Origin of the sequence: Blastopirellula sediminis (assembly GCF_020966755.1) — a bacterium.
GTDB lineage: Bacteria > Planctomycetota > Planctomycetia > Pirellulales > Pirellulaceae > Blastopirellula > Blastopirellula sediminis.
The window spans coordinates 477,209-499,995 of the sequence record NZ_JAJKFT010000004.1; the positions used below are offsets into that span (position 1 = coordinate 477,209).

The 22,787-nt window shown below is 59.3% G+C and carries 19 protein-coding genes; 11 read left to right on the plus strand and 8 right to left on the minus strand.

The features are described 5' to 3' along the window. Positions 1-64: 64 nt before the first annotated feature. The 3 genes from LOC68_RS05685 to LOC68_RS05695 form a co-directional block, all read right to left on the minus strand. Entirely contained in the window at positions 65-214 is a 150-nt protein-coding gene (locus tag LOC68_RS05685; protein WP_230216640.1) for a hypothetical protein, read from the minus strand. Between the two features lie 15 nt (positions 215-229). Next, the gene (locus tag LOC68_RS05690) at positions 230-445 is read right to left on the minus strand and encodes a hypothetical protein (protein WP_230216642.1); all 216 of its coding nucleotides are present in this window, start codon (positions 443-445) and stop codon (positions 230-232) included. Positions 446-872: 427 nt separating this feature from the next. Continuing rightward, positions 873-2,330, minus strand: coding sequence for a leucyl aminopeptidase (locus tag LOC68_RS05695; RefSeq protein WP_230216644.1), 1,458 nt, complete (start codon positions 2,328-2,330; stop codon positions 873-875). 238 nt (positions 2,331-2,568) lie between these two features. Here LOC68_RS05695 and LOC68_RS05700 point away from each other — a divergent pair, with 238 nt between their 5' ends. From LOC68_RS05700 to LOC68_RS05735, 8 genes are all read left to right on the plus strand, one after another. After that, positions 2,569-4,392, plus strand: coding sequence for a UbiD family decarboxylase (locus LOC68_RS05700; protein WP_230216646.1), 1,824 nt, complete (start codon positions 2,569-2,571; stop codon positions 4,390-4,392). A gap of 103 nt (positions 4,393-4,495) precedes the next feature. After that, positions 4,496-5,833 carry a cytochrome ubiquinol oxidase subunit I gene (locus LOC68_RS05705; RefSeq protein ID WP_230216648.1) on the plus strand — a complete coding sequence of 446 codons (1,338 nt, stop codon included), beginning with the start codon at positions 4,496-4,498 and terminating at the stop codon, positions 5,831-5,833. Next, positions 5,823-6,842 carry a cytochrome d ubiquinol oxidase subunit II gene (locus tag LOC68_RS05710; protein WP_230216650.1) on the plus strand — a complete coding sequence of 340 codons (1,020 nt, stop codon included), beginning with the start codon at positions 5,823-5,825 and terminating at the stop codon, positions 6,840-6,842. Before LOC68_RS05705 ends, LOC68_RS05710 begins: the two co-directional genes overlap by 11 nt. An 88-nt stretch (positions 6,843-6,930) precedes the next feature. Beyond that, a complete protein-coding gene (locus tag LOC68_RS05715; RefSeq protein WP_230216652.1) occupies positions 6,931-8,319 on the plus strand; it encodes an MBL fold metallo-hydrolase RNA specificity domain-containing protein in 1,389 nt (462 codons plus the stop codon). Between the two features lie 13 nt (positions 8,320-8,332). Continuing rightward, positions 8,333-9,184 carry an LOG family protein gene (locus tag LOC68_RS05720; protein ID WP_230218458.1) on the plus strand — a complete coding sequence of 284 codons (852 nt, stop codon included), beginning with the start codon at positions 8,333-8,335 and terminating at the stop codon, positions 9,182-9,184. Then, entirely contained in the window at positions 9,184-9,990 is an 807-nt protein-coding gene (locus LOC68_RS05725; protein ID WP_230216654.1) for an SDR family NAD(P)-dependent oxidoreductase, read from the plus strand. Before LOC68_RS05720 ends, LOC68_RS05725 begins: the two co-directional genes overlap by 1 nt. Before the next feature lie 168 nt (positions 9,991-10,158). Beyond that, positions 10,159-11,877, plus strand: coding sequence for a TlpA family protein disulfide reductase (locus LOC68_RS05730; RefSeq protein WP_230216656.1), 1,719 nt, complete (start codon positions 10,159-10,161; stop codon positions 11,875-11,877). Positions 11,878-12,037: 160 nt separating this feature from the next. After that, positions 12,038-12,535, plus strand: a complete 498-nt coding sequence (locus LOC68_RS05735; RefSeq protein ID WP_230216658.1) for a peroxiredoxin family protein — start codon at positions 12,038-12,040, stop codon at positions 12,533-12,535. Between the two features lie 142 nt (positions 12,536-12,677). Here LOC68_RS05735 and LOC68_RS05740 read toward each other — a convergent pair whose 3' ends face one another. The 3 genes from LOC68_RS05740 to LOC68_RS05750 all read right to left on the minus strand — a co-directional run bounded on the left by LOC68_RS05740 (position 12,678) and on the right by LOC68_RS05750 (position 15,169). Beyond that, positions 12,678-13,652 carry a transglutaminase-like domain-containing protein gene (locus tag LOC68_RS05740; protein ID WP_230216660.1) on the minus strand — a complete coding sequence of 325 codons (975 nt, stop codon included), beginning with the start codon at positions 13,650-13,652 and terminating at the stop codon, positions 12,678-12,680. 5 nt (positions 13,653-13,657) lie between these two features. Continuing rightward, positions 13,658-14,623, minus strand: a complete 966-nt coding sequence (locus LOC68_RS05745; protein ID WP_230216662.1) for a transglutaminase-like domain-containing protein — start codon at positions 14,621-14,623, stop codon at positions 13,658-13,660. Between the two features lie 333 nt (positions 14,624-14,956). Then, positions 14,957-15,169: a hypothetical protein gene (locus LOC68_RS05750; RefSeq protein WP_230216664.1), complete on the minus strand. Its 213-nt coding sequence runs from the start codon at positions 15,167-15,169 to the stop codon at positions 14,957-14,959. Between the two features lie 285 nt (positions 15,170-15,454). On the opposite strand from LOC68_RS05750, the gene LOC68_RS05755 reads away from it, so the two are divergent. Further along, positions 15,455-16,531 (plus strand): hypothetical protein, encoded by a 1,077-nt coding sequence (locus tag LOC68_RS05755; RefSeq protein WP_230216666.1) that lies wholly within the window; start codon positions 15,455-15,457, stop codon positions 16,529-16,531. 132 nt (positions 16,532-16,663) lie between these two features. Here LOC68_RS05755 and LOC68_RS05760 read toward each other — a convergent pair whose 3' ends face one another. Further along, on the minus strand, positions 16,664-16,900 hold the full coding sequence (locus LOC68_RS05760) for a hypothetical protein (protein ID WP_230216668.1): 237 nt from the start codon (positions 16,898-16,900) through the stop codon (positions 16,664-16,666). A 318-nt stretch (positions 16,901-17,218) separates the two neighbouring features. On the opposite strand from LOC68_RS05760, the gene LOC68_RS05765 reads away from it, so the two are divergent. Further along, positions 17,219-20,224 (plus strand): tetratricopeptide repeat protein, encoded by a 3,006-nt coding sequence (locus LOC68_RS05765; RefSeq protein WP_230216670.1) that lies wholly within the window; start codon positions 17,219-17,221, stop codon positions 20,222-20,224. A 10-nt stretch (positions 20,225-20,234) separates the two neighbouring features. On the opposite strand, the gene LOC68_RS05770 is transcribed toward LOC68_RS05765, so the two are convergent. Continuing rightward, positions 20,235-21,353, minus strand: a complete 1,119-nt coding sequence (locus LOC68_RS05770) for a GNAT family N-acetyltransferase (protein ID WP_230216672.1) — start codon at positions 21,351-21,353, stop codon at positions 20,235-20,237. A 469-nt stretch (positions 21,354-21,822) separates the two neighbouring features. On the opposite strand from LOC68_RS05770, the gene LOC68_RS05775 reads away from it, so the two are divergent. Then, entirely contained in the window at positions 21,823-22,764 is a 942-nt protein-coding gene (locus LOC68_RS05775) for an AAA family ATPase (RefSeq protein WP_230216674.1), read from the plus strand. Positions 22,765-22,787 lie beyond the last annotated feature (23 nt).

Below are 22,787 nucleotides of genomic sequence, written 5' to 3' on the forward strand. Positions count from 1 at the left end.
CGAGTCTACTGGGCGCCATGGCCACGGCTTTGCGTGGCCATGGCGCCCGCGAGATCAGTTGGAACTATTCCGCGTTCGGCGGGGACTGGTCCGAATCGGAGCGACCGAAGCAAAAGCGACTCGCGGCGATAATCATGTTGACGAGGAACATGAAGAAGTCGAAGACGAGCTCAAACAGGCGTTCGACTTGTTCGATCAGAAATTCGTAGCGCATCGCGGACTCGTCGCGTTAGGCCGGGGGATCGTCCCCGGATCGATTCCGCCGCAAGTTGTCGGCGATTTCGGCGGCCCCTTCGACGGTGGATGAAATCCCGTCAGGGACATCGATGTTCGGCAGTTCGGGAAGGAGGTTGGCGGCGAGTTCGAAGATCGCGCCAAGTACCAGAAATACGCCGCGAATCATCAGGCCAAAGAACTGGATCACCAGTTCGGCAAGTTCGAGCATAAACGTCTCCGCATCGGGTGGCGAAACGGGGTTCGCCGAGAGATTCGTCGCCGGGAGCGGAAGATTGGAGGTTGGCGAGATTTTTTTTCCAAGCGTCTGGTCAGGCGCCCAGTTCGTCTTCGGACGGCGGCGGAAAGGAAGGGCCGCGGGGGAAGTCGACGTCCGGCGAATCTTTTTCGATGGCGACGTCGTTGGATGCCGGCTTGGAGCGTGAGAAACTAATCGACAATATGAGATTAAATAGTAATTCGAAGATAGCTCCAACAATTATCGCGACCAATTGGACGAACGCTACGAAAAGTCCAATTACAGGTTCGATGAGCGCTTCGATCATCGTGCGATCTCCACCTCGCCTTGGAAAGTACTCGCCGAGAGGTTCGTCGCAGGGAGTCCAGTATTGGCCCCCCGCGACGTTTTTCTCTCTAAGTTACTTGCAAAGCGTCTTCGCGACTTCGACCAGAGTACGAACGCCGAAGCCGGAGGCTCCGCCGTCCATCCACGGCTTCGCTTTTTCGAGGAAGGCGGGGCCGGCGATGTCGATGTGGGTCCAGGGAGTTCCTTCGACGAACTCTTCCAGGAACTTCGCCGCGGTGATCGCGCCACCCCAGCGACCTTCGCCGACGTTCTTGATGTCGGCGACCTGGCTTTTGATCTGCTCGCCAAATTCCGAGAACATCGGCAGCGGCCACATCGGTTCTCCCATCCGCTTTGAGCACTCGAAGATCATGTCTTGCATCGGCTCGTCGTTGGTCATCAGGCCGGCGACATCGAGTCCGAGCGCCACGACGCAAGCGCCGGTCAAGGTCGCCAGGTCGATGATGCGGGTCGGCTTTTCTTCGAGCGCGACGTTCAGCACGTCGGCCAAGACCAAACGCCCTTCGGCGTCGGTGTTCAGCACTTCGATCGTCTTGCCGCTACGGGCGGTCAGCACGTCGCCGAGCTTGTAGCTATCGCCGGAGACCATGTTCTCGACCAGGCCGACCAGGGCGACGACGTTCAGCGGAAGCTGCAGCGCGGCGATCGCTTTGATCGCGCCGAGCACGGTCGCGGCGCCGGCCATATCGCACTTCATCGTCTTCATGCCGTCGCTCGGTTTCAGCGAGAGACCGCCGGAGTCGAAGGTGACCCCTTTGCCGACCAGCGCCAGCGGCGATTCGCCCAGCTTGCCGCCGCTGTAGCGAATGATCACCAGGCGAGGATCACGCGTCGAAGCTTGCGAGACGGCGAGCAACGACCCGCAGCGTTCGTCTTCCAGCTTCTTCTTGTCCCAGACTTCGATCGACAAGTTGTAGTCTTCGGCGACGACCGACGCTTCTTCGGCGAAGGTGGCCGGATAGATGTCGGCGGCGGGACGATTGACCAGGTTGCGAGTCAGATTGATCGCGTTGCCGTAAGCGGCGCCTTTTTCGATCGTCGCTTCATCGACGCCGTACCAGAAGATTTCTTCCGGCGTGGTGAGCGCTTTTTCTTTGCGGTAGAGATCTTGTCCCTGGACGCCGACGCAGAGCCCGGCGATCGCTTGTTCGGAAAGCTCTTTCGGCCAGAAGTCGTCGAGGAAGAAGCCGACCTTCTTCCGCTTCTTGCTGGCGACCAACCTGGCGGCGGTGGCGGCGGCGCCGTAGACCGTTTCGGCGCAGAGATCGGCTTTGGCGCCGAGACCGACGACGACCACTTCGATGGTCGGCACGCCGGCCGGGGCCAGGATGCGGGTCGTCTCGTACTTCTTTCCGGTGATTTCGCCGGCGGTTTTCAAACGCTCAATCGCGCCGCTGATCGCCGGGTCAAGCTGTTCGGCGGTCGGCGACAGTCCGTCGGAATAGGCGCCGACGATGATGGCGTCTCCGTCGAAGTCCTTGACCGATTGTTTCGTAGATTGAATCTTCATGTCGGCGTCTTTCTGAGCGTGAAAACAGAGCGGGAACCGAATTTCCTCCGCTCAGTTTAATGCGCTGCGTTGGCTCTTTACAGGAGCCCCCGGCTGTTAAGGCTGCGAATACGGGGTACGATTTTGGTCGGTTGTCGCTAGCGGCGCAATTCCGGTCGAATTGGTAATAGTTTCGCAGCCTGTTTTCGGCCGATAGCTGAAAATCTCCCTTTCCTCCTTTTTTTGCTCCTTCGCCAACATGGGTTATCGAAATCTCCGGCAATGCGTCGAGGACCTGCGCAAGCATGGTCGCTTGATCCAGATCGACGACTGCATCGACGCACGCTTGGAAGCGGCCGAGATCCAGCGACGCGTGTACGCCAGCGGGGGACCGGCCGTTTATTTCGCCAACGTCAAGGATTGCCGGTTTCCGATGGTTTCGAACCTGTTCGGCTCGCTCGACCAGGCGCGGTTCCTCTTTCGCGATACGATCGACCAGGTCAAACGGCTGATCGAGCTGAAGATCGATCCCAACGAACTCTGGAAGCGGCCGCTGCGGTACGCGGGGGCGCCGTTCTGGGCGATGAAGATGTTGCCGGCCAAGCGGCGCGGCGGCCCGGTCCTGAAGAACCAGACGAAGATCACCGACTTGCCGCAGCTCGTCTCGTGGCCGGACGACGGCGGCGCCTATGTGACGCTGCCGCAGGTTTATACCGAGGATGTCCGTCACCCGGGGGCGATGAAGTCGAACCTCGGTATGTATCGGGTGCAGCTGACCGGCAACGACTACGTGCCGAACGAAGAGATTGGTCTGCACTATCAAATCCATCGCGGCATCGGCGTGCATCATGCGGCCGCGCTGGAGGCGGGCAAGCCATTTCACGCGAATATCTTTGTTGGCGGTACGCCTGCGATGTCGCTGTCGGCGGTGATGCCGCTGCCGGAAGGTTTGAGCGAATTGCAGTTTGCCGGCGCATTGGCGGGACATCGGATTCCGCTCGCCTATGGCGCGACGGCGCTCCCCCTCTATGCGGAAGCGGACTTCTGCATCGCCGGGACGATTGAGCGGCAAACGAAGCCGGAAGGTCCGTTCGGCGATCACTTGGGCTATTACAGTCTGACGCATCCCTTCCCGGTGCTGAAGGTCGAGAAGGTGTTTCATCGCGATGATGCGATCTGGCCCTTCACCGTGGTCGGGCGACCTCCGCAGGAAGACACGACGTTCGGCGCGCTGATCCATGAAATTACCGGTCCGATCATCCCGACGGTGTTGCCCGGCGTGAAAGCGGTTCATGCGGTCGACGCGGCCGGCGTGCATCCGTTGATGCTCGCGATCGGCAGCGAACGCTATGTGCCGTACGACGAACGAACGCGTCCGAAGGAATTGCTGACGCAGGCCAATGCGATTCTTGGACAAGGGCAGATGTCGCTGGCGAAGTACCTGATGATCATCGCCGGCGAAGATGACCCGAGCCTGGAGATTCATGACATCGATCGGTACTTCATGCACTTGCTGGCCCGGATCGATTGGCGGCGCGATCTTCATTTCCAGACCGAAACGACGATCGACACGCTCGACTACAGCAGCGGACAATTCAATCATGGCTCGAAGCTGGTGATGGCGGCGGTTGGCAAACCGATTCGCGAACTACCGACTGAACTGCCGGCGAATCTATCGCTGCCAGACGGTTTCCATACGCCGCAGGTCGCGCTGCCGGGCGCAATGGTGGTGCAAGGGCCGAAGTATAGTGACGCGAACGAGATGGAACGCTTCTGCGCGGCGTTTGACGCGGCGGCGCCGATCAACCGGTTCCCGCTGATCGTGATCGCCGACGATAGCCCGTTTGCGGCGGCGTCGCTGAATAACTTTGCCTGGATGTTGTTCACGCGGAGCAATCCGGCGGCCGACGTGCATGGGATCGAGTCGTTCACCCACGAGAAGCATTGGGGATGTCGCGGTTCGCTGGTGATCGACGCTCGATTGAAGCCGTGGAACGCGCCGCCGCTGATTGAGGATCCGGCGGTGACCGCGAAGGTCGACGCCTTAGCGGCGCGTGGCGGAGCGATTGCGAAATACCTGTAGCGACGATGGTTTCTGCGTCAAATTGTCGCATTGCGACATTTCGACTCATCGGCCAAACTAGGGGCTACGTTGCTGCCAGCTCGCTCGAATTTTGGACCGCCTGATGTTGCTACTAGCGGACAGCGCGAATCTTCTGCCGGCGCGCCTGCAAATGGCCTTTACGCTCGGCTTTCATATTATTTTCGCCTGCATCGGGATGGGGTTGCCGATCCTGATCGTCTTGGCGGAATGGCTCTCGCTGAAGAAGCAGGACCCGGTCTGGCGGACGATCGCCCAGCGGTGGAGCAAAGGGTTCGCGGTGCTCTTCGCCGTCGGCGCGGTATCAGGAACGGTGTTGTCGTTTGAGTTGGGGCTGCTCTGGCCCGAGTTCATGGGAACGTACGGCCCGGTCGTCGGTCTGCCGTTCACGATGGAAGGATTCGCCTTCTTTACCGAAGGGATCTTCGTCGGCATTTACTTGTACGGCTGGAATCGACTCTCGCCGTTTCATCACTGGCTTTGCGGAATTCCGATCGCGATCGCTGGAACGACGTCGGCCTGGTTTGTCGTGACGACCAACTCATTCATGAATTGCCCGCAAGGGTTTGAGCTCGACGCTGACGGCAAGCTACTGAACGTGCAGCCGTGGACGGCGATGCTCAACCCGGCGACTGGCGCGCAGACGACGCATATGATCGTCGCGGCCTACATGGTGACCGGTTTCCTGGTGGCGGCGTTCTATGCGTGGGAGATCTTACGCGGGCGGAACACCATCTATCAGCGACGGGCGCTCACCCTCGGCATTTTGATGGGAGGGATCTTTGCAATCGTGCAGGGACCGGTCGGTCACTGGGCCGGACATGCGGTCGCCGTCACCCAGCCGATCAAACTGGCGGCGATGGAAGGGCAGTGGGAAACCGAAACCTACGCGCCGCTCCGGATCGGCGGACTGCCCGATCCAGAAACGAAAACGACTCCGTACTCGATCGAGATTCCGGCAATGCTCAGCGTCTTGGCGTACGAAGATCCGGCCGCCGAAGTGAAAGGGCTCAACGCGTTTCCGGAGGATCTCCATCCGCCAGTCGTGATCGTGCACATCGCGTTTCAGATCATGGTTGGGATCGGCACGCTGCTGATCTTGGTGGGACTCTGGTCAGGCTATCTGCTGAAGTGGGGAAAGTCGGATTGGGGTTCGCGGCGGTTGTGGCTGTGGACTTTGTTCCTAAGCGGGCCGGCGACGGTGCTCGCCATGGAAGCTGGCTGGACGGTGACCGAAGTGGGACGTCAGCCGTGGATCGTACATGGCTTTTTGCGCACGGCTGATGCGGTCACCAAGGCGCCTGGCGTCTGGACGATCTTTTGCGTGACGATGTTGATTTACCTGGTGCTCTCGACCGGTTGCATCCTGGTGCTGCGAATCTTGGCGAAACGTCCCTTGCCGGAGTTTACCGATGTCGCCTGAGCTAATTGTCGGAATTGTATTGGGAGCGGCGACGACGCTCTACTTGTTGTTGGGTGGAGCGGACTTCGGCGCCGGCATCTGGGAAATCAACACCGGGTTTCAGTCGGACGAGCGCGAGCGGAATCTCCTCTACCACGCGATCGGTCCGGTCTGGGAAGCGAATCACATCTGGTTGATCTTCGTGCTGGTCGTCTTGTTCGCGGCGTTTCCGTTGGCGTTTCAGGCGCTCTGCTCGGCGTTCATCATTCCGGCGTTTTTGGTTCTCGCGGGGATTGTCTTTCGTGGGGCTGGGTATGTATTCCGCGCTTATTCCATTGACTCCGGATCGCATCAACGGGTTTGGCGAATGTTGTTCGCCGCGGCGTCGGCGGCGGCGCCATTCTTTTTGGGAGCGATTGCCGGGACGCTCGCATCGGGGCAATCGAAGATCAACGCAGAAGGAGTTTATGAAGGAAACTTCTTGACCGACTGGATCACGCCGATGGGACTGTACACCGCGTTCTTTACGGTCGGGCTTTGTTCTTATCTGGCGGCGGTTTTCCTGGCGCGCGAAGCGGATCAAGAAGGGGAAGTCGAGTTGACGCTCGTTTGGCGTCAGCGCTCGTTGGCGACTGGAATTTGGATGGGCGTACTTGCGGCGGTCGGGCTAGTGTTCGTAGCGCTCGAAACGCCGGAACTGGCGCGGGGGTTCGCAACGCGGGCCTGGCCGCTGGTGGCGCTGTCGGCGATCTGCGGCACGGGTTCGCTGTTGTTTCTGTTTCTCAAGAAGTACACGCCGGCGGCTGCCTGTACGATGTTGGCGGCCGGCAACATCATCTGGGGCTGGGGAATCGCCCAGTATCCGGTGATTGTTCCCCCCTATCTGACGCTCGCCGAATCAAAATCGCCAGACTCGGTTTTGTGGGCGATGATCGGCGCCGTCGGGGTCGGCGCGTTGATTTTGGGGCCAAGTCTCGCGCTCCTCTTCTATCTGTTCAAGCTGAAGCCGACCGGCGGCGCCGAGTATTGATGCGGCTGGTCCCGCGCTGCGGGACGCTCTACAATTGGGCCACCTCTGTACCGCATCATGACCCGCGCGAAGGATCGAAGCGAACCGTATGGCGAGAATTACTTTTTACGGCGCTGCCGGAACGGTAACCGGCTCAAAATATCTTGTCGAAGCGGGCCAGGCGAAAGTCCTGGTCGACTGCGGCTTGTTTCAAGGGCTTAAAGAGCTCCGTCTCCTCAACTGGAAGAAGCTGCCGTTCGAGGCCAACTCGGTCGACGCAGTCGTCCTGACGCATGCTCATATTGACCATACCGGGTTTCTGCCGCGATTCGTTCGAGACGGCTTTCGGCACAAGATCGTTTGCACGCCGGCGACCAAAGAACTGACCAAGCTGCTGCTGCTCGACTCGGCGAAGAACCAAAAGCGGGACGCCGACTACCTCAATCGCAAGCATCTGTCGAAGCACTCGCCGGCGTTACCGCTGTACGACGCGCAAGACGCGCGGCGAGCGCTCAAGCGTTTGAAGTCGGTCCCACGCGGCGAGTGGTACGAACTGGCGGATCCGATCTGGATCCGCTTTCATGACGCGGGGCACTTGCTCGGCTCGAACATGATCGAGATGGAAATCCGCGATCGCGATCCGGCGCTGCGGATTTTGTTCTCCGGCGACGTCGGACGTTACGACGCTCCCCTTTATTTCGATCCGTCCCCGCCGACTCCCTGCGACTATCTGATCTGCGAAAGCACCTACGGCGACCGCGATCACCCGGACGAGGACGTGATGGACATTCTCGCCGATCGGGTCAACAAGGCGTACCAGCGCGGCGGCGTGATGCTGTTCGCGGCGTTCGCCGTCGGCCGTAGTCAGCAGCTGATTTACTTGCTGCAACTGCTGATGCATGACGGCCGCATTCCGAAGATTCCGATCTATCTCGACAGTCCGATGGCGGTCGACGCGACCAAGATTTTCCGCACTTTTTCGCAAGACCACGATCTGAGCGAAGGTCAGCTCGCGCCGCCGAATAGCGTGCTCGACGGTCCGAGCGTCGAATTGGTCCGCGATCACAATCGATCGAAGCAACTCAACAACGTCAAAGGTCCCGCGGTGATCATTTCGTCTTCCGGCATGATGACCGGCGGGCGCATTTTGTTCCACTTGAAGCGGCGGCTGCCTGATCCGAAGAACACGATCCTACTTGGCGGCTTCATGGCTGCCGGCACCCGCGGTCGCGATTTGCAGGAAGGACGCCCCTTCATTCGGATTCACGGCCAGGACGTCCCGGTTCGGGCGGCGATCGATAGCGTTTCGGGACTGAGCGGTCACGCGGGGCGAAGCGAACTATTGCGTTGGCTGAAGGATCTGCCGAAGCCGAAAAAGGTCTTCATCACGCATGGCGAGCCCGATAGCGCCGCATCGTTCGCCAAGGCGCTGGAGGAACAATACCATTTTGATACGGTCATCCCGCAATTGGGCGACTCGTTTGAGTTAGGAGAGTAGCGACGTGGAAGGAATGGGGATTCACGACAATTTGGCGATGATTTTGAAGTCGCCGACCTACAAGATGGCGGAGCTCGATACCGACTTCTTGCAGCGCGACGAAATGCGAGCCGTCCGGTTGCAACTTGAGTATCTAAAGCCGGAACTGGCGTTTCGACGGTTGAACATTCGTTCGACGGTGATCGTTTTCGGCGGAACGCAAATTGTCGAAACGCACGTTGCGGAAGAGCGTTTAGAGCAAGCGAAGAAGATGCTTGCGGCGTCGCCGACCGATCCGAAACGCATGCGTGACCTCGCCCGCGCCGAGCGGATCCTCGCGAAGTCGCACTATTACGAAGAAGCGCGGCAGTTCGCTCACATCTGCTCTACCAATTGTCACATTGACGGCGAGTGCGAATACGTCGTCGTGACCGGCGGCGGCCCCGGCGTGATGGAAGCGGCCAATCGCGGTTCGTACGAAGCGGAAGCGCCGACCGTCGGGCTCAACATCACGCTCCCCGAAGAACAGCATCCCAATCCGTACATTACGCCGGACCTTTGTTTCCTGTTCCACTACTTCGCCATGCGTAAGATGCACTTCTTGGTGCGGGCCAAGGCGCTGGTCGTCTTTCCGGGCGGGTTCGGCACGCTCGACGAATTGTTTGACGCCCTCACGCTCCGGCAGACCGGGTGCATGCAGGAGATTCCGATCATCCTGTATGGAACGGAATACTGGAAGAACGTCGTCGATTTCCAGTTTCTCGCCGACGAAGGAGTGATTCGGGACGAGCATCTCGACCTGATCAGCTTCGCCGATTCTCCGTCGCAAGCGTGGGACATCATCGCGGAGTTTCACCGCCATCCCGAAAAGGGAGCGAAGCGGTAATGCCGTCGACGCAAGAAAAACTGCTCGACCTGTTCGGCAATCCCGCGCCGGTTGCGGTGGTGACCGGCAGCGGCGCTGATCGGGTTGGCAAGACGGTCGCCCTCTACCTGGCCGAGCATGGCTACCGCATCGCGCTGCATGCCAACGGCTCGATCGACGAAGCGGAAGCGACGGCGGCCAATTTGTGCGACCAGGGGATTGAAGCGAAGGCGTTCGCCGCCGACCTGGCCGAGGAAGCGGAGATTCAGACGCTGTTCGACAGCATCCATTTCTACTTTGGGCGAATCGACGTCCTGGTCAACACGGCGGCGATCTGGGAGTCAAAGCGGTTCGACAAAGTGACCGCCGCCGATCTCCGCCGGCAATTTGACGTGAACGCGGCGGGGACGTTTTTCTGCTGTCAGGCGGCCGGCCGCCGGATGATCGATCAGCCGAAAGGGGGCGCAATCGTGAACATCGGCGATTGGTCGATCGCACGGCCTTACCCAGACTACGCGGCCTATTTCGTCTCGAAGGGAACGTTGCCGACGATGACCCGCAGCCTGGCAGTCGAGCTGGGAACGCGAAATCCCGGCGTGCGCGTCAACGCAATCTTGCCCGGTCAGGTGATGCAGCCGGAGGAAGCGACCAGCGAGAAAATCGGCCGTGACGTCGAGCGGACGCTGGTTAAGCGCAAAGGGGACCCGGCGTATTTAGCGCATGCGGTGCTGTTTTTGATCGAAAACCCGTTCGTCACCGGAGTTTGCCTGCCCGTGGACGGGGGACGCTCGATCTTCGCGAGCGGCGATTTTAGTGCTAGCGGTTAGCCATTTCACCGCGAAATAGGGGTGAATTCGGCGAAAATCGGCGCTGCTTTCATGACGCCATTCTCATAGAATTCCGCACGATTAGTTTGCAAAGGTACGACCCGACGGTCGCACTCACCCAACGGATGCGGATACGACTCCCGCCGCGACTAAATTAAGGCATGTTCGATGCGAAAGCTTCATTTCCTTCCTTGGCTTCCCACCTTGGCCATTAGCGGCGCCGCTTGCGCCGTTTTGAGTTTCACCGGTTGCGGCGGCGGCGGAGACGCGCCGGCCGCGAGCGTGCCGGCCCCCGCTTCGACCACCACCGCGGATCAAGGCGCCGCGCCGGCTGCGGTTAGCCCGGCGCAAGTTTCCGCTCCGGCGACCGGCAATCCGGCCGCGACCGGAAATCCGAACGCCGGCGGAACGAATCAATTGGCGATGAAGCAGCCCGATGGGACCGCCGCTCCGCAGATGCCGGCGCCGATTTCGGCGGCCGAACTCGACGCTCAGGTCGACATCAACAAGGTGCCGCAGAACGATCCGGTCGAACTGCTGCGATACATGAAAGCGGTTGGCGAAACGAACTTCCCGAACACCGCTTCGCAGAAAGACCTGCACGAGTTCGCCAACAAGGTTTACACGAACATCATGGAAGCGGCCGATCGTTTGTTGGCTCTTCCGGGCGCTACCTCGGAACAACGCCGCGACGCGCTGCAGTTCAAGTTCCACGCTTACGAAGTGTTGGCGTCGATCAATCCGATGCAAGCCGAGCAGCTGATCGCCGATCGAACCGCGCTGGCCCAAAAGCTGACGCAAGATCCTGATCGGGCGATTCGCACCTTCGGCATGCTGTACATGTTTGAATACATGCTGCAGGATTTCGCTTCCGGCAAGCAAGAACTGGGAACGATGGTCAAAGAAGACGCCTTGGCGATCATCGGCGACCCGGGCGCTTCGACGCAGCACTTGGAAGTGGCGATGAACGCCGCCAACGTTTTTGGCCAGATGGGGCACTCTGACGTGGCGGTTGAGATCCTGACGACCGCTCGCCAGACGTTCGCCAAGAGCCAAAATAAGGAACTGGCCGACGCTTCGGTCGGTTTGGACGACCACATCCTGCAATGGAAGATTTTCGGCGCGATGATGGACGCCGCCAACGGCGACGAAGTCCGCGGCCAGGAGATGTTGCAGCTGATTCAGCAACTGGTCGATTCGTTCGGCAAAGAGTCGCTCGAGCCGGTCTCGACGATCCAAGCGATCGAACAAAAGATGGAGGAGTTCAACCGCATGGCGCTCGCCAAGTCGGTCAACGATCTGCTGCTGAAGAACTATAGCGACCATCCGAACGAGCAGGTCGCCGCTGCGATTCGCGAAAGCGCGCAGAGCGCCAACAAGCGTCTGGCCCTGATCGGCAGTCCGCTGCCGCTGGTCGGTTCGAATCTGGACGGCACGCCGTTCAACTGGGCCGACTATCGCGGTCGTTACGTGCTGGTCGACTTCTGGGCGACCTGGTGCGGGCCGTGCCTGGCGGAGATTCCGAACATTCAGGAAAACTTTGTGAAGTATCGCGAAAAGGGATTTGAAGTGGTCGGCGTCAACCTGGACGAAGATCCGAAGTCGCTCGAAGCGTTCTTCACCAAGCGTCAGCTTCCCTGGACCACCGTGATCAGCAACGATCCGAACGCGACCGGGTTTAACAACGTGAACGCGGTCCACTGCGGCGTCGACGGGATCCCGTTCCTGGTCCTGGTCGATCCGGAAGGGAAGGTTGTCGAGATCAACCCGCGCGGCGAACGCCTGGGAGAAGTGCTCGATAGCATCTTCTCGCAGCAAGCTCCGGCCGGAGCCGGCGCAGCCGCCGCCAATGCGAACGCCAACGGCGGCGCCATGCCGCTGCGTTAAACGCGAAAAAATCGAACTGCCGTACGGAAAAACGGAGCCTTTGCGGCTCCGTTTTTCTTTTTTCGAACAGGGCGGTCCCAATCGCGTAGAATAAGAAGATAAGGACAGCGGATGGATTTCGACGCGTGCCGGATTAATTCACGTAACTGGGGAGCGGATCATGAAGACCTTTTCACTACTAGCCTCTCTGTTGTTTGCGACGTTGATTGTCGGAGCGTTGTCGGCCGAAGAGTTGAAGGTTGGCGCCATGGCCCCCAACTTTGAAGTCGAAACGGTCAACGAGGGAATGATCAAGCTCGGGGACTTCCGCGGTAAGAAGTTGGTGCTGGCGTTCAACCGAGCCCATTGGTGCCCCGCTTGTATGAAGCAGATCAAGGACATCCAGGACAACTACGCCAAAATCAAAGAAGCTGGCGCCGAAGTGCTGGTGATCTTCCGCGAAGAGGAAGATGGCGAAAGTGGGTTGGAGCAAGTCAGGAAGATCACCGGCGCCGAGTTTCCGCTCGGGTTGGATCTAACCGCCGTGCAAACTCGCGAGTACAGTCAGGATGGCTACTCGACCTATGTCATCGACGCCAAAGGATCGATTAGCCAGGTCCTGACCGGAACCGATCCTGAACGCCCGCTGGCGGGCAAAATTTTGTCGGCGCTGAAGTAGGCGGCAATTCGTTGTAGAGTGGGTGGAGCAAACGCGGAGAAGCTTGTTTTCGTGAAAGACGTCGTTCGCTTGCGTAACCCACCTTGCGCTTGCAAACGCATTGTCGCCTTGCGTTTCGCTGCAGCCCACCCACGGCCGTCGGTTAGTTCGCAGCGCCGTTCGGCTCGACGCCCGGCGGCGGAAACCACTGCACGACCGGCGGCGTGCTGCTTTCATAGTTCTTGATTGACATCGTCGGTTTGACGTAGTGCTCTGGTCGCCGACTTCCCTGGACTCGGAAGTTATCCCCTTTTTGCAAAATGGGACGGGTCTCCGGCGACTCCCCAATCGGGAATTGGTTGGTCATTTCGGCGATGACCCAGCGGGGATCGCCGACGGCAGGCTTTAGATAGACCTCGGGATAGCAATGTCCCGGCACCCAGACGGTACGAGCCGGAATCTTGGCGGCTCGGCTGAGGGCGACGAACAGGGCGGTCATCTCTTCACAGTCCCCGCGACCTTCTTCGAGCGCCGCGACAGCGCCCTTGAGCGGGCCGTTCTCGTACTGGACGTTCTGGTGAATGTAGTCGTAGAAGGCGGAGAGCTTGTCCCAGTCGTTTCCGCCGGGCGGCGTTAGCTCGGCGGCTAGCTTGGTAATCTTCGAGTGGTTGCTCTCGATCGCCGGACCGGGGCTGAGGTAAACCCGCATGTTGCGATCGAGATCACGGAGCGGCGGCGCGGTCATCTTCTCGGGCTCCGACGGCTTGGTGACGCCGCGGCGAGCGACTTCGTAGACCAGGATCGCCTCGGCGTCTTCATGCGGCGAGAGGGCGCGGATCAAGACCGAGGCCTGCTTCGTCTCGCCGAGCATATCGAACGTGATGTCCGACTCTTTGACGTTGACCAGGCGTTTCTCGACCAGCCGGACCGTCTGCTCCGGCCAGTCAGTCGGAACAGGGAAGGTGGCGACGATTCCTTGGGCGAGCCCGGCGACGTCAAGCTTGAAACCGACTTCGATCTTTTGCAGCGTGACGTCGTCGCCGGTCAGCATCTTTCGCTCGCCCGCCTTCTCGAATTGCGCAGCAGCGGTCGCCGTCAGGGCAATCCAGGCAATCAGTCCTAGCGCAAGCGTACGCATTCCTCTTAGCTCCCCGGCTCTTCGCGAATGAACGTCACTTGAGGCTTGCCGCCGTTGGGGCTCTTCTTACCGGTCAGGTACTCGGCGACGAAGCGAACGGGATCGGTTTTTTCGGGAACGCGGAAGCTATCTCCCTTTTGCAGGATCGGACGCGGGTCAGGCATGTAGCCGAACGCACGCGGTCCCGTGACTTGCGCCGGATACCAGTGGCCTTCTTCGTTGGCGTCTTCCAAGTAGAACTCGGCGTAGCTGCTTCCCGGCACCCAGACGGTGCGAGCCGGAATGTCTGACGCACGGCAGAGGGCGATGAACAAGCCGGTCAGATCTTCAAAGTCGCCGCTTCCTTTGCGGAGCGCGGTGACGGCGGTCGTCGACTTCTGACTTTCGTACGAGATGTTGTCGCGCACCCAGTCGTAGAGAGCCTCGACCTTCTGCCAATCGCCGTCGACGCCGTCGAGGATCTCGCGGGCCTTCTTGCGAACGGAGCTATGACGCGATTCGATGCTGGGGCTGGAGCCGAGGTAGCGGCGGATGTCGCTCGGCGGACGCTTCGGGATTTTCACGCCGGTCAGATCTTCCGGCGGCTTGGCCGAACGGGTTTCGACTTCGAGCGTGATCACGGCGCGAGCCGTTTGGCCGCGACGCAGCGACGGCACGCTGACCATCAGCTGTTTGACGGAGTTCTCGAGCATCCGATAGCCGATGCGCGATTCGTTCGAGACGTCTTCTTCCATCAGGCGAACGGTCTGTTCGGGCCAGTCGGCCGGAACGGGAATCGTGCCATAGAGTCCAACGCAATCGCCCCCGACCGCTTCAATCTCGATCCCTACGCGATATTTGCTAGTTCGAGCGTCGCCGAGAATCGGAGCGTTTTTTGATTCCGAAGGTTGGACCGCTTCGAATTGAGCCAGCAATTGCGAACTGCATAGCAGCAACAGGGCGACGACGGCGAAGGGGGTGAGTTGTCGCACCAGTACACCTCTTGGGGTAAGAAAAACGGAACGGGGACGCGCGCACGATCAGACAGGCGGGGACTATTTAATTGTAATTCAGAGAATCTGGAGGCCCAAAAAAGGCCTGTTGTCGGGCTTTGTTTCCGCCAAAACGTAGCGCGCTAATAGCGATCGTGCAGAATGCGCGGTAGAAACGGCCCAAGAGGACCAGATGCGCAGAAGTATGGACGCTTCGAAATGAAAAGCGCCTCCGCGACGCATATATAGCGCATCGCGAAGGCGAAGTTGAACGGGGAGGCTTGGTAGGGGCGTGTCGATCGCTCAGCAGCCTGTTGATTTTTCAACAGGAAGTTAGCGAGGCGACGGCAGGATTTGCGTGGTCGGTCCGGACGGCTGCACCAATACGGCGTCATCGTACGAAGGGTACGACGAAATCGAGGGGCCGGAGAATTCGGCGCCACCGCAGCAGGCCGGTTCGGACTGACGCCAACCCATACCGCTGCGACAGCCAACAACCGCCACTACCAGCATCGCACTGGCAAGCAACAGCATGGAACGTTTCATTGCAGAAGTCCTCCGCAAATGGAATGTTGGCGAGTCGGGAAAAACTGATTCGAAACTGTGGGTACGCAACACTACATCAGGAACCATGATGTGCAAACGCAACACGAGAAAAATTCGCAACATTCAAGTTGCGACTTTACGACAAGCCGCTTGCTAGCCGACAAAGGGACCTTAGTCGGATTAGTTTCACAGCCATGCAACGAATGTTGGACCGCGATGCCCCCCTTACGATCCTTCCAACCGCGCTTACCGTTACGATCGATTCTTTGCCTCGTGATCTTGGCGATGTGCGCGTATGCGCTGCCGGCGAAGGCCGATTATCGCGATAGCGCTGGCGGCTATTGTTGTCCGAACTATCACGAAGCGATTCGCCCCGGCGATGAGATCTACCTGGTCTCGACTCGCTGCTTGCCCGGCGGTTGCGGTTATCAGTTGCCGGTCGAACAGATGTCGGTGATGCGCTATGACGGCGAAGCGGGTTGGCTGCAGTCTTCGATCGAAGAAGCGACCGCCGACGCGCCGGTCGATTGCACGTCGATCTTCGTTCATGGCAACTGGATGGATAGCGGTTGGGCCAAACGTCGCGGTTGGGCGATGTATCACGAACTGACCCGCGACTGGACGCCGGATCGTCATATTCGTTACATCATCTGGTCGTGGCCGACGCAGCGCAACGGAAAGGCGCTCGCCAGCATTCGCGTCAACAATGCGCGAGCCGACGCCGAGGCGTACTATCTTGGGTGGTTCCTGTCGCAAATGCCGGCCGGCGAAAAGGTGAGCCTGTCTGCGTTCAGTCTGGGGGCGAGCGTCATCGCAGGGGCGATGCAATTGCAGGCCGGCGGCATGGTCGCTGGTCGGACGCTCGATGAACTGTCGACCGGCTCCTATCGGCTCGTCTTCTTTGCGGCCGCGACGTCGAGCGGCGCGTTTTCTCCCTATTGCCGTAATGGAGATGGACTGGCCCGCGTCGAACGCTTCGTCAACTACTTCAACTGCGCCGACCCGGCGCTCAAGCGATTTTGGATGCTGGAAGGGAAAGGGGTCAAAGCGATGGGCTACGTCGGCGCCGGGGGGCTCTCCAGCGACGGCCGGGCCAAGACGACGCAGTACAACGTCTCTGGGATGATGGGGCGTGAACATGACTGGAACACGTACGGCTGCAACCGCTGCATCATGACGACGTCGCGGGAGACGCTGCGATATGACGATTCGCCGGTCGCGGCCCAAGTTGAAGCGGTGAAGACCGAAGCGGCGGAAGAGAACGCGGCGGAAGAGCAAGCGGCCGAGAGCCAGGTCGAAGGGAAAGAAGCGTCGAAACCGGAAGTCGAGCCGGCCAAGGAAGAGGAAGCGGTCGACGTGTAGATAGCTGGCGCCATGCTCATCCGGTGAAGACGCGATAAGAGCATGGCGCCCTTAACTAACTAGCGCGCAGCAAAACGCCGTGCTGCGAGTTTTCCAGCACGGCGCCAGTTGTTCGATTTTGAGCGTGGGCTATTAGAAGCCTTCGCCGTGCAGTTCGGCTTGTTCGGCCAGCGTCTTTTGCATCTGGTCCGATTCGCGCTGCAGGATGAATTCCGGGCCCTTCGGATAGTACTGGACGTCGTCCGTCATGTAGTACGGGCTCGGGAGGGTTTGACCGCCGATGTCGATCTGGCAGCCGGTAGCCGCAGCGGCCATGACCGTCATTCCGCCAACCAAGGCGAACTTCATCCAGGCTTGTCGTTTGACCATTGTAGGAATACTCCGCTGGTATTGCGGTCCGTTGGAACGGGACTGTCGTGGTCCCGGTAGTGAATCTGGCTAATGGGAGTTTCCGAGCTGCTTCTCGGTAAAATCGCCACTATCCGTATCGTCCGAACTGGATGGGATACTTAAACCGATTAACCCGAAAAACCGGTCCATTTTCCCAGCTGTCTGGTTGGTGCGACCTAGATTTGAAGTCCGTCCGGCCTCAATTGCCGCATTTTTGTGAGGTGGGGATAGGTAATTGTTTATAATAAAACCACTTGCGCACTCCTCCCCAATCTGCTAGCTACCGGAATCCTCTTCATGACATCACGGCCCGCAACCGGTTGGCTGATAGCCTTCGTCTTGTTTCTTGCTGTCATGACGCCTGCTAGCGCGCTCTATGCGCAGCGTGGTCAGGACGCGACGAAACCGAACAACGCGTTCTATCTCGGTTTCGGTCCGCTCTACGCGGGCGAGTACTCCGAAGCGCTCAACGTCTTTGACAACGTTTCGTCGAGCGCTCTCGTCTCCGCGAACGGTCGCTGGGTCGATTCGATCTGCTACGCGACGATGAAAGGGGAGTGCTATTACCATATGGGCGCCAATGCGAAGGCGCTAGAACAATACAACGCAGCCGTCCTGCTCTACATCCAACACTCCGACTGGTTGATGCGGATCAGCACGGACACCGTGGTGGCGATCGGCCCGGTCACGACTGATCCCCGTACGTCGATCACGTGGGGCCCTTCCGCTCGTACGACTGCAATTGGCAAGTTTCCTGATACGATGCTTTCGCTGCAGGGGAACAGCAACGCCGAGAACCAGGCGGTCCTCAACAAGGGCGGAACTTTCATGTCGCAGCAATACCATCCGGTGCGTGTGGGAGAAATCGCACGCTGTCTGGCGCTCGCGATCAGTCGCCGTCGCCAACTGCTCGGTCCGCTCGGCGAAAGCGATCCGATCAACAAAAACTTGATCTCGGCGCTAAGTCGTCGCTCGGCGCCGCCGAATCACTGGCTCGGCGTCTGGGTCGAATTGCAATTGGGACTCGCCTACGCGACCGCCGGCAAGTTGCAGGAAGCGATCCCGGCGATTCAGCGCAATCTGACGATCGGTGGACAATACGACCATCCGCTGACGGCGATCGGTTTGATGACGCTAGGACGCTTGGCGCTGGAGCAGAAAAACCTGGAAGCGGCCGAAACCTATTTCGCCGAAGCGACCTTCCCAGCGATCGCATTCGGCCAGTATGACGTGGCCGCCGAAGCGTTCGCCGAACTTGGCAGCGTGCAGATGGTCAGTAAGCCGAATCTCGTTTCCAAGCAATTGGCGACGGCCGCCGCCTGGCGTAACTTCGGCAAGTACAACGTCCTGAAAGCGTCGGTGATGATCGCGCTGGCCGAGCATTACTCGTGCGCCGGCGATCCAGTCAAAGCCGGCGCCGCGCTCAACGAAGCGCGACGTTCGATGACGCGAAACGACATGAGCACCAGCCGGATCGGTGCTCGATACGCTTATCAACTCGCGCTGATGGAGTATCAGCGGGGGAACATGATCGCCGGCAGCGCCGCGCTGAACGATGCGGTCAAGATCCAACGCGTCGCTTCTCCCCGGATCTTCCAAACGATCCTGACCAACGAGTGGTTCGCCGCCGGCGTGTTGACCGAACGGGGCGCCCAACTGTTGTACGACAATCTGCTCCGCGAGCCGACCGACTCCGATTGGGCGACCGATCCGCTCGATACGATTACCTATCAGCTGACTCCCAATAGCATCGCGCTGGAACGTTGGTTCTATTCGGCGCTCGAACGGAAACAGCCGGAACTGGCGCTGGAGATCGCCGACCGGATTCGCCGGATTCGCTACTTCGCGACGTTGCCTCTCGGCGGCCGCGAGATGGCGCTGCGCTGGATTCTCGATTCGCCCGAAACTAGTTTGACGACCGACGCCCGCTTGCAGCGTCAGGATTTGCTCACGAAGTATCCGGTCCTCAAGACGGCGCTCGACAAAGCGGATGAAATCCGTGGACAGTTAAAAGAGTTGCCGGCGCAAGCGATCGAGAAAGAACAATTCATCGAGCAGGAAAAGCTGGTCCAGCAATTGGCGGAAACGGTCGCTGTGATGGAGACCAAATTGGGAGAAGTGGCGCTCCGTCGCGATCGAAGCACATTCCTCTTTCCGCCGTTGAGGACGACCAAAGAGCTGCGTGAAAAGATGCCCGAGAAGCAGGTGGTTCTCGCCTTCTTTAATTCGACCGGAGGCGTCTTCGCGTTTCTGTTTACGAAAGAAGATTACGTCTATTGGAAGGTCGAGAATCCGAATGCGCTGAAGAAAGAGGTCGTCGAACTGTTTCGTTCGATGGGGCTGTTGAAAAAAGATGGGCCGATTGACGTCGAGACGCTGAAAGACGAAGCGTGGAAAGCGAACTCGGCCAAGTTGCTGACCACTCTGATGCCGACCTTGAAGCCGACCTTTTTCGACAACTATGACGAGCTGGTCGTCGTGCCGGATGGCCCGATCTGGTACGTGCCGTTCGAGATGCTCCAGATGGACGACGGGGCAGGGGGATCGGTCTCGCTGACCGACAAGATCCGGATTCGGTACGCACCGTTGGCTTCTCTTTCGGTTCCTGAAATCGACAAACGCCGTCGACCGCTGTTGTCGGCGATCGTGTCGGGACGACTTTACGTGCGAGACGACGCCGAAGCGACCGACCATTACTACAAGCAACTGGAACCCGCCTTCGCGGCGTCGGCGCGATTGGATAAGAAGACGCCGGGACCGACCAGCTTGCTCGGCAAGACTTGGGACAACCTGGTCGTGATGGACGACATGGAAGATATCGAGTATCTGCCGTACGGCTGGTCTTTGGCGCAGATCGACAAAGGGAAGCCGGGGAGCGATCTCGGCAGTTGGTTCCCCTTGCCGCTAGAGACCCCGCAAGCGATTTATCTCCCCGGGTTTCATACCGCCGCGGAAGAAAGTCTGAAGCGGGGCGGCAACGGCGACGAAATCTTCGCCGCCGTCATGGGAACCTTTTCGGGCGGAACGCAGACGTTGGCCCTCAGTCGGTGGCATAGCGGCGGCGACGCTGCGATTCGCATGACGGCCGGGATTGGCGCTCGCATCGATCAGATGCCTGCCAGCCAAGCCTGGCAGGAGGCGATCGCCGAAGTGCGGAATTCGCCGCTTGACGCCGCTCACGAACCGCGAGTCCGCGTGTTGGGCGAGCTGAAGGCGCCCGAGAAAGCAGACCATCCGTTCTTCTGGGCCGACATGATGTTGATCGATACCGGTATTGTGCCGGTCGAAGAAGATTCGCCGTAGGCGGACTCGACTATTCGAGCGATTCCGGCGTTGGGTTGCGGCGGAACTTCAGCCAGCGATGCAAACGGAGCGCCTGGGCTCGCAACATCCATTGCGAGTGATGGCAGATGCGGTAGCTCATCGCCAGGCTCGTACGCCAGCCCGCTTTCGTTTCAAGATGGTTCGGGCCGAGGTCTAGTCGGCGCTCGCCGAGCGAGATGCTGTCCATCAGCCCGTGAGCGTATTGCAGCGTTCCCAGACCAAGATTCTGCAGGTCCGGGTCATGCCCGACTCGCATCGCTTGGATTTCGCCTTGATGGTGGTACTTGTAGCCGAAGGCGATCATGCGTCCGTCCTGCTTCAAGTAGCCGATATCGAGCATTCCGAGCCGGGTCGCCGCTTCGTGGGAATCGTGGAAGAAGTCGCGGACCGATGCATGCGACAGCGTGGTGCCGGTTTCGGAAGATCCTTGCCAACTGCGGGCGGCGAGCTGCATGCAGTCTTCCAACAGAGACCAGCTTTCCTCCATCGAGCCGTTAGGAGAGGCTTCCGGGCGAAATCGATGGAAGGTAATCCCCGAAGTTTCGCCGCGACGGATCAATCGTCGTACGTTTTGACGAAATTTTGATTTGCGTGACTCGAGGTAGTCTTCCCAGGAGTTGGGGAGATCGACCATGGAAATCTCTTTCCACGGGGTGACCAGAGTCGACATTCCGGCCAGGCGAAACGCATTCTCGGTCCGCCCCCGATCGACGGCGTCCATTTCGACCCAGCGGAGATCGAGCAAATCCCAGTCCCGCCGGGTCTGAGCGATGTAGCGGAGGCCAAGAGCCAGCGTCGCGGCGCCGTCGGCGCCAATCGGTCCGTAGAACGAACCCCAGTCGGCCAGCGGATAGGTCAGGACTCGGAAACTTCCGAGCCGGGTTTGTTCGCGGCGAACGACCAGCGGCAGAATTCCAATTGGCTCGCCGCCGGCATGAACGATCAGAACGCGCAGTCTTTGGTCGGCCCCGAAATTCTTCCAATAGGCGCAGAGCCACTGGAGCGTTTGAAAGAACGTCGCCCGCGGCATCCGAGCAAATAGCGTCTTCCACACCGCCGCATAGGCGACGAGGTCGCTGATCTCGCTTATTTCGACCACTTCGGTCATGGAATCGCCATTGGATAGGGGCGCATTGATACCGGCGAGGATGATTCGCAAATCCCGGACCGGCGGCGGTCAGGTACCCCGGCCGCATGCCTAAAACATGCCTTGTAGTACGGGATTACGTCGAATTTGCGCGGCACAAATGATCAGATTTCGTGTTGTAAAAGGGAAACAACGATCGGTTATCCGTTGCAGCGATTCAGCGCGCAAGAATTGACCTCAACCGACCACGATCGGTTACGATGCGAACAGGGCGGTGAATCGAAAGTGTCGAATTGAGGAATTTGACGGGTAAGGTCGAATAGTCCCCCCGTCTAGCAGGTGAAGCGGTAAGCCGCGTCACCCTATGGTTTTACCGCAGCCGGATCGTTGCGCATGAAACAAAACTGGATATAATGTGGATCAAGACTGCGGTCGTACCCCCCAACTTGATTTGCATTGACGATCACAACGGCCCGAGAAGGAGCCCTGAATGCCGGCGGAGTTAACGAGTCTCGTCGCGGAACTGGAAACAAGCATCTCTCGCGTTGTCTTAGGCAAGTCAGAAGTTGTTCGTAAGTGTCTGATTACGCTGCTCGCGGGCGAACATCTGTTGCTGGAAGACGTTCCCGGCGTCGGTAAGACTTTGGTTGGGAAAGCGTTAGCTCGCAGTTTGGATGGTGAATTCTGCCGTTTGCAGTTCACCCCCGACCTATTGCCCAGCGATATCGTCGGCTCGAACGTTTTCAACAACAAAACGCACGAGTTCGTTTTCCATCGCGGGCCGATCTTCGCGAACATCGTGATCGCCGACGAAATCAATCGCACCTCCCCGCGTACGCAAAGTGCGCTGCTGGAAGCGATGAGCGATAACCAGGTCTCGGTCGACGGGGTGACGCATGATCTGCCGACGCCGTTCATGGTGATCGCGACGCAGAACCCGTTCGAGTTCGAGGGGACCTACCCGCTGCCGGAAAGCCAACTCGATCGCTTTCTGATGCGGATCTCGATGGGTTATCCGGATCGCGCCGCGGAGCGTCAGATTCTGGAAACGCATCGTCGCGGCGAGCCGGTCGCCGAACTGACGCCGGTGCTCCACTGCGAACAGATCAAGCAGCTGCAAGACGCCGTTCGCGAAATCGACATGAACGACTCGGTTCATGAGTACCTGCTCGACATCGTTGAAGCGACTCGCGACACCGACGACCTGCAAGTTGGCGCCAGCACGCGTGCGGCGATCAGCTTGTATCGCGCGGCGCAAAGCCTGGCGATGATTGAAGGACGCGATTTCGTCGTTCCGGACGACGTCAAGCATTTGGCCGTTTCGGTCTTGGCGCATCGCGTCATTCCGAAGGGTTATCTCCACGCGGGGCAACGCGAAGCGGTAGAGACGATCGTGAGTCGAATCGTGGACGAAGTCGCCGTGCCGACCTAAGTAGGCGATCCGTTCGACCATCC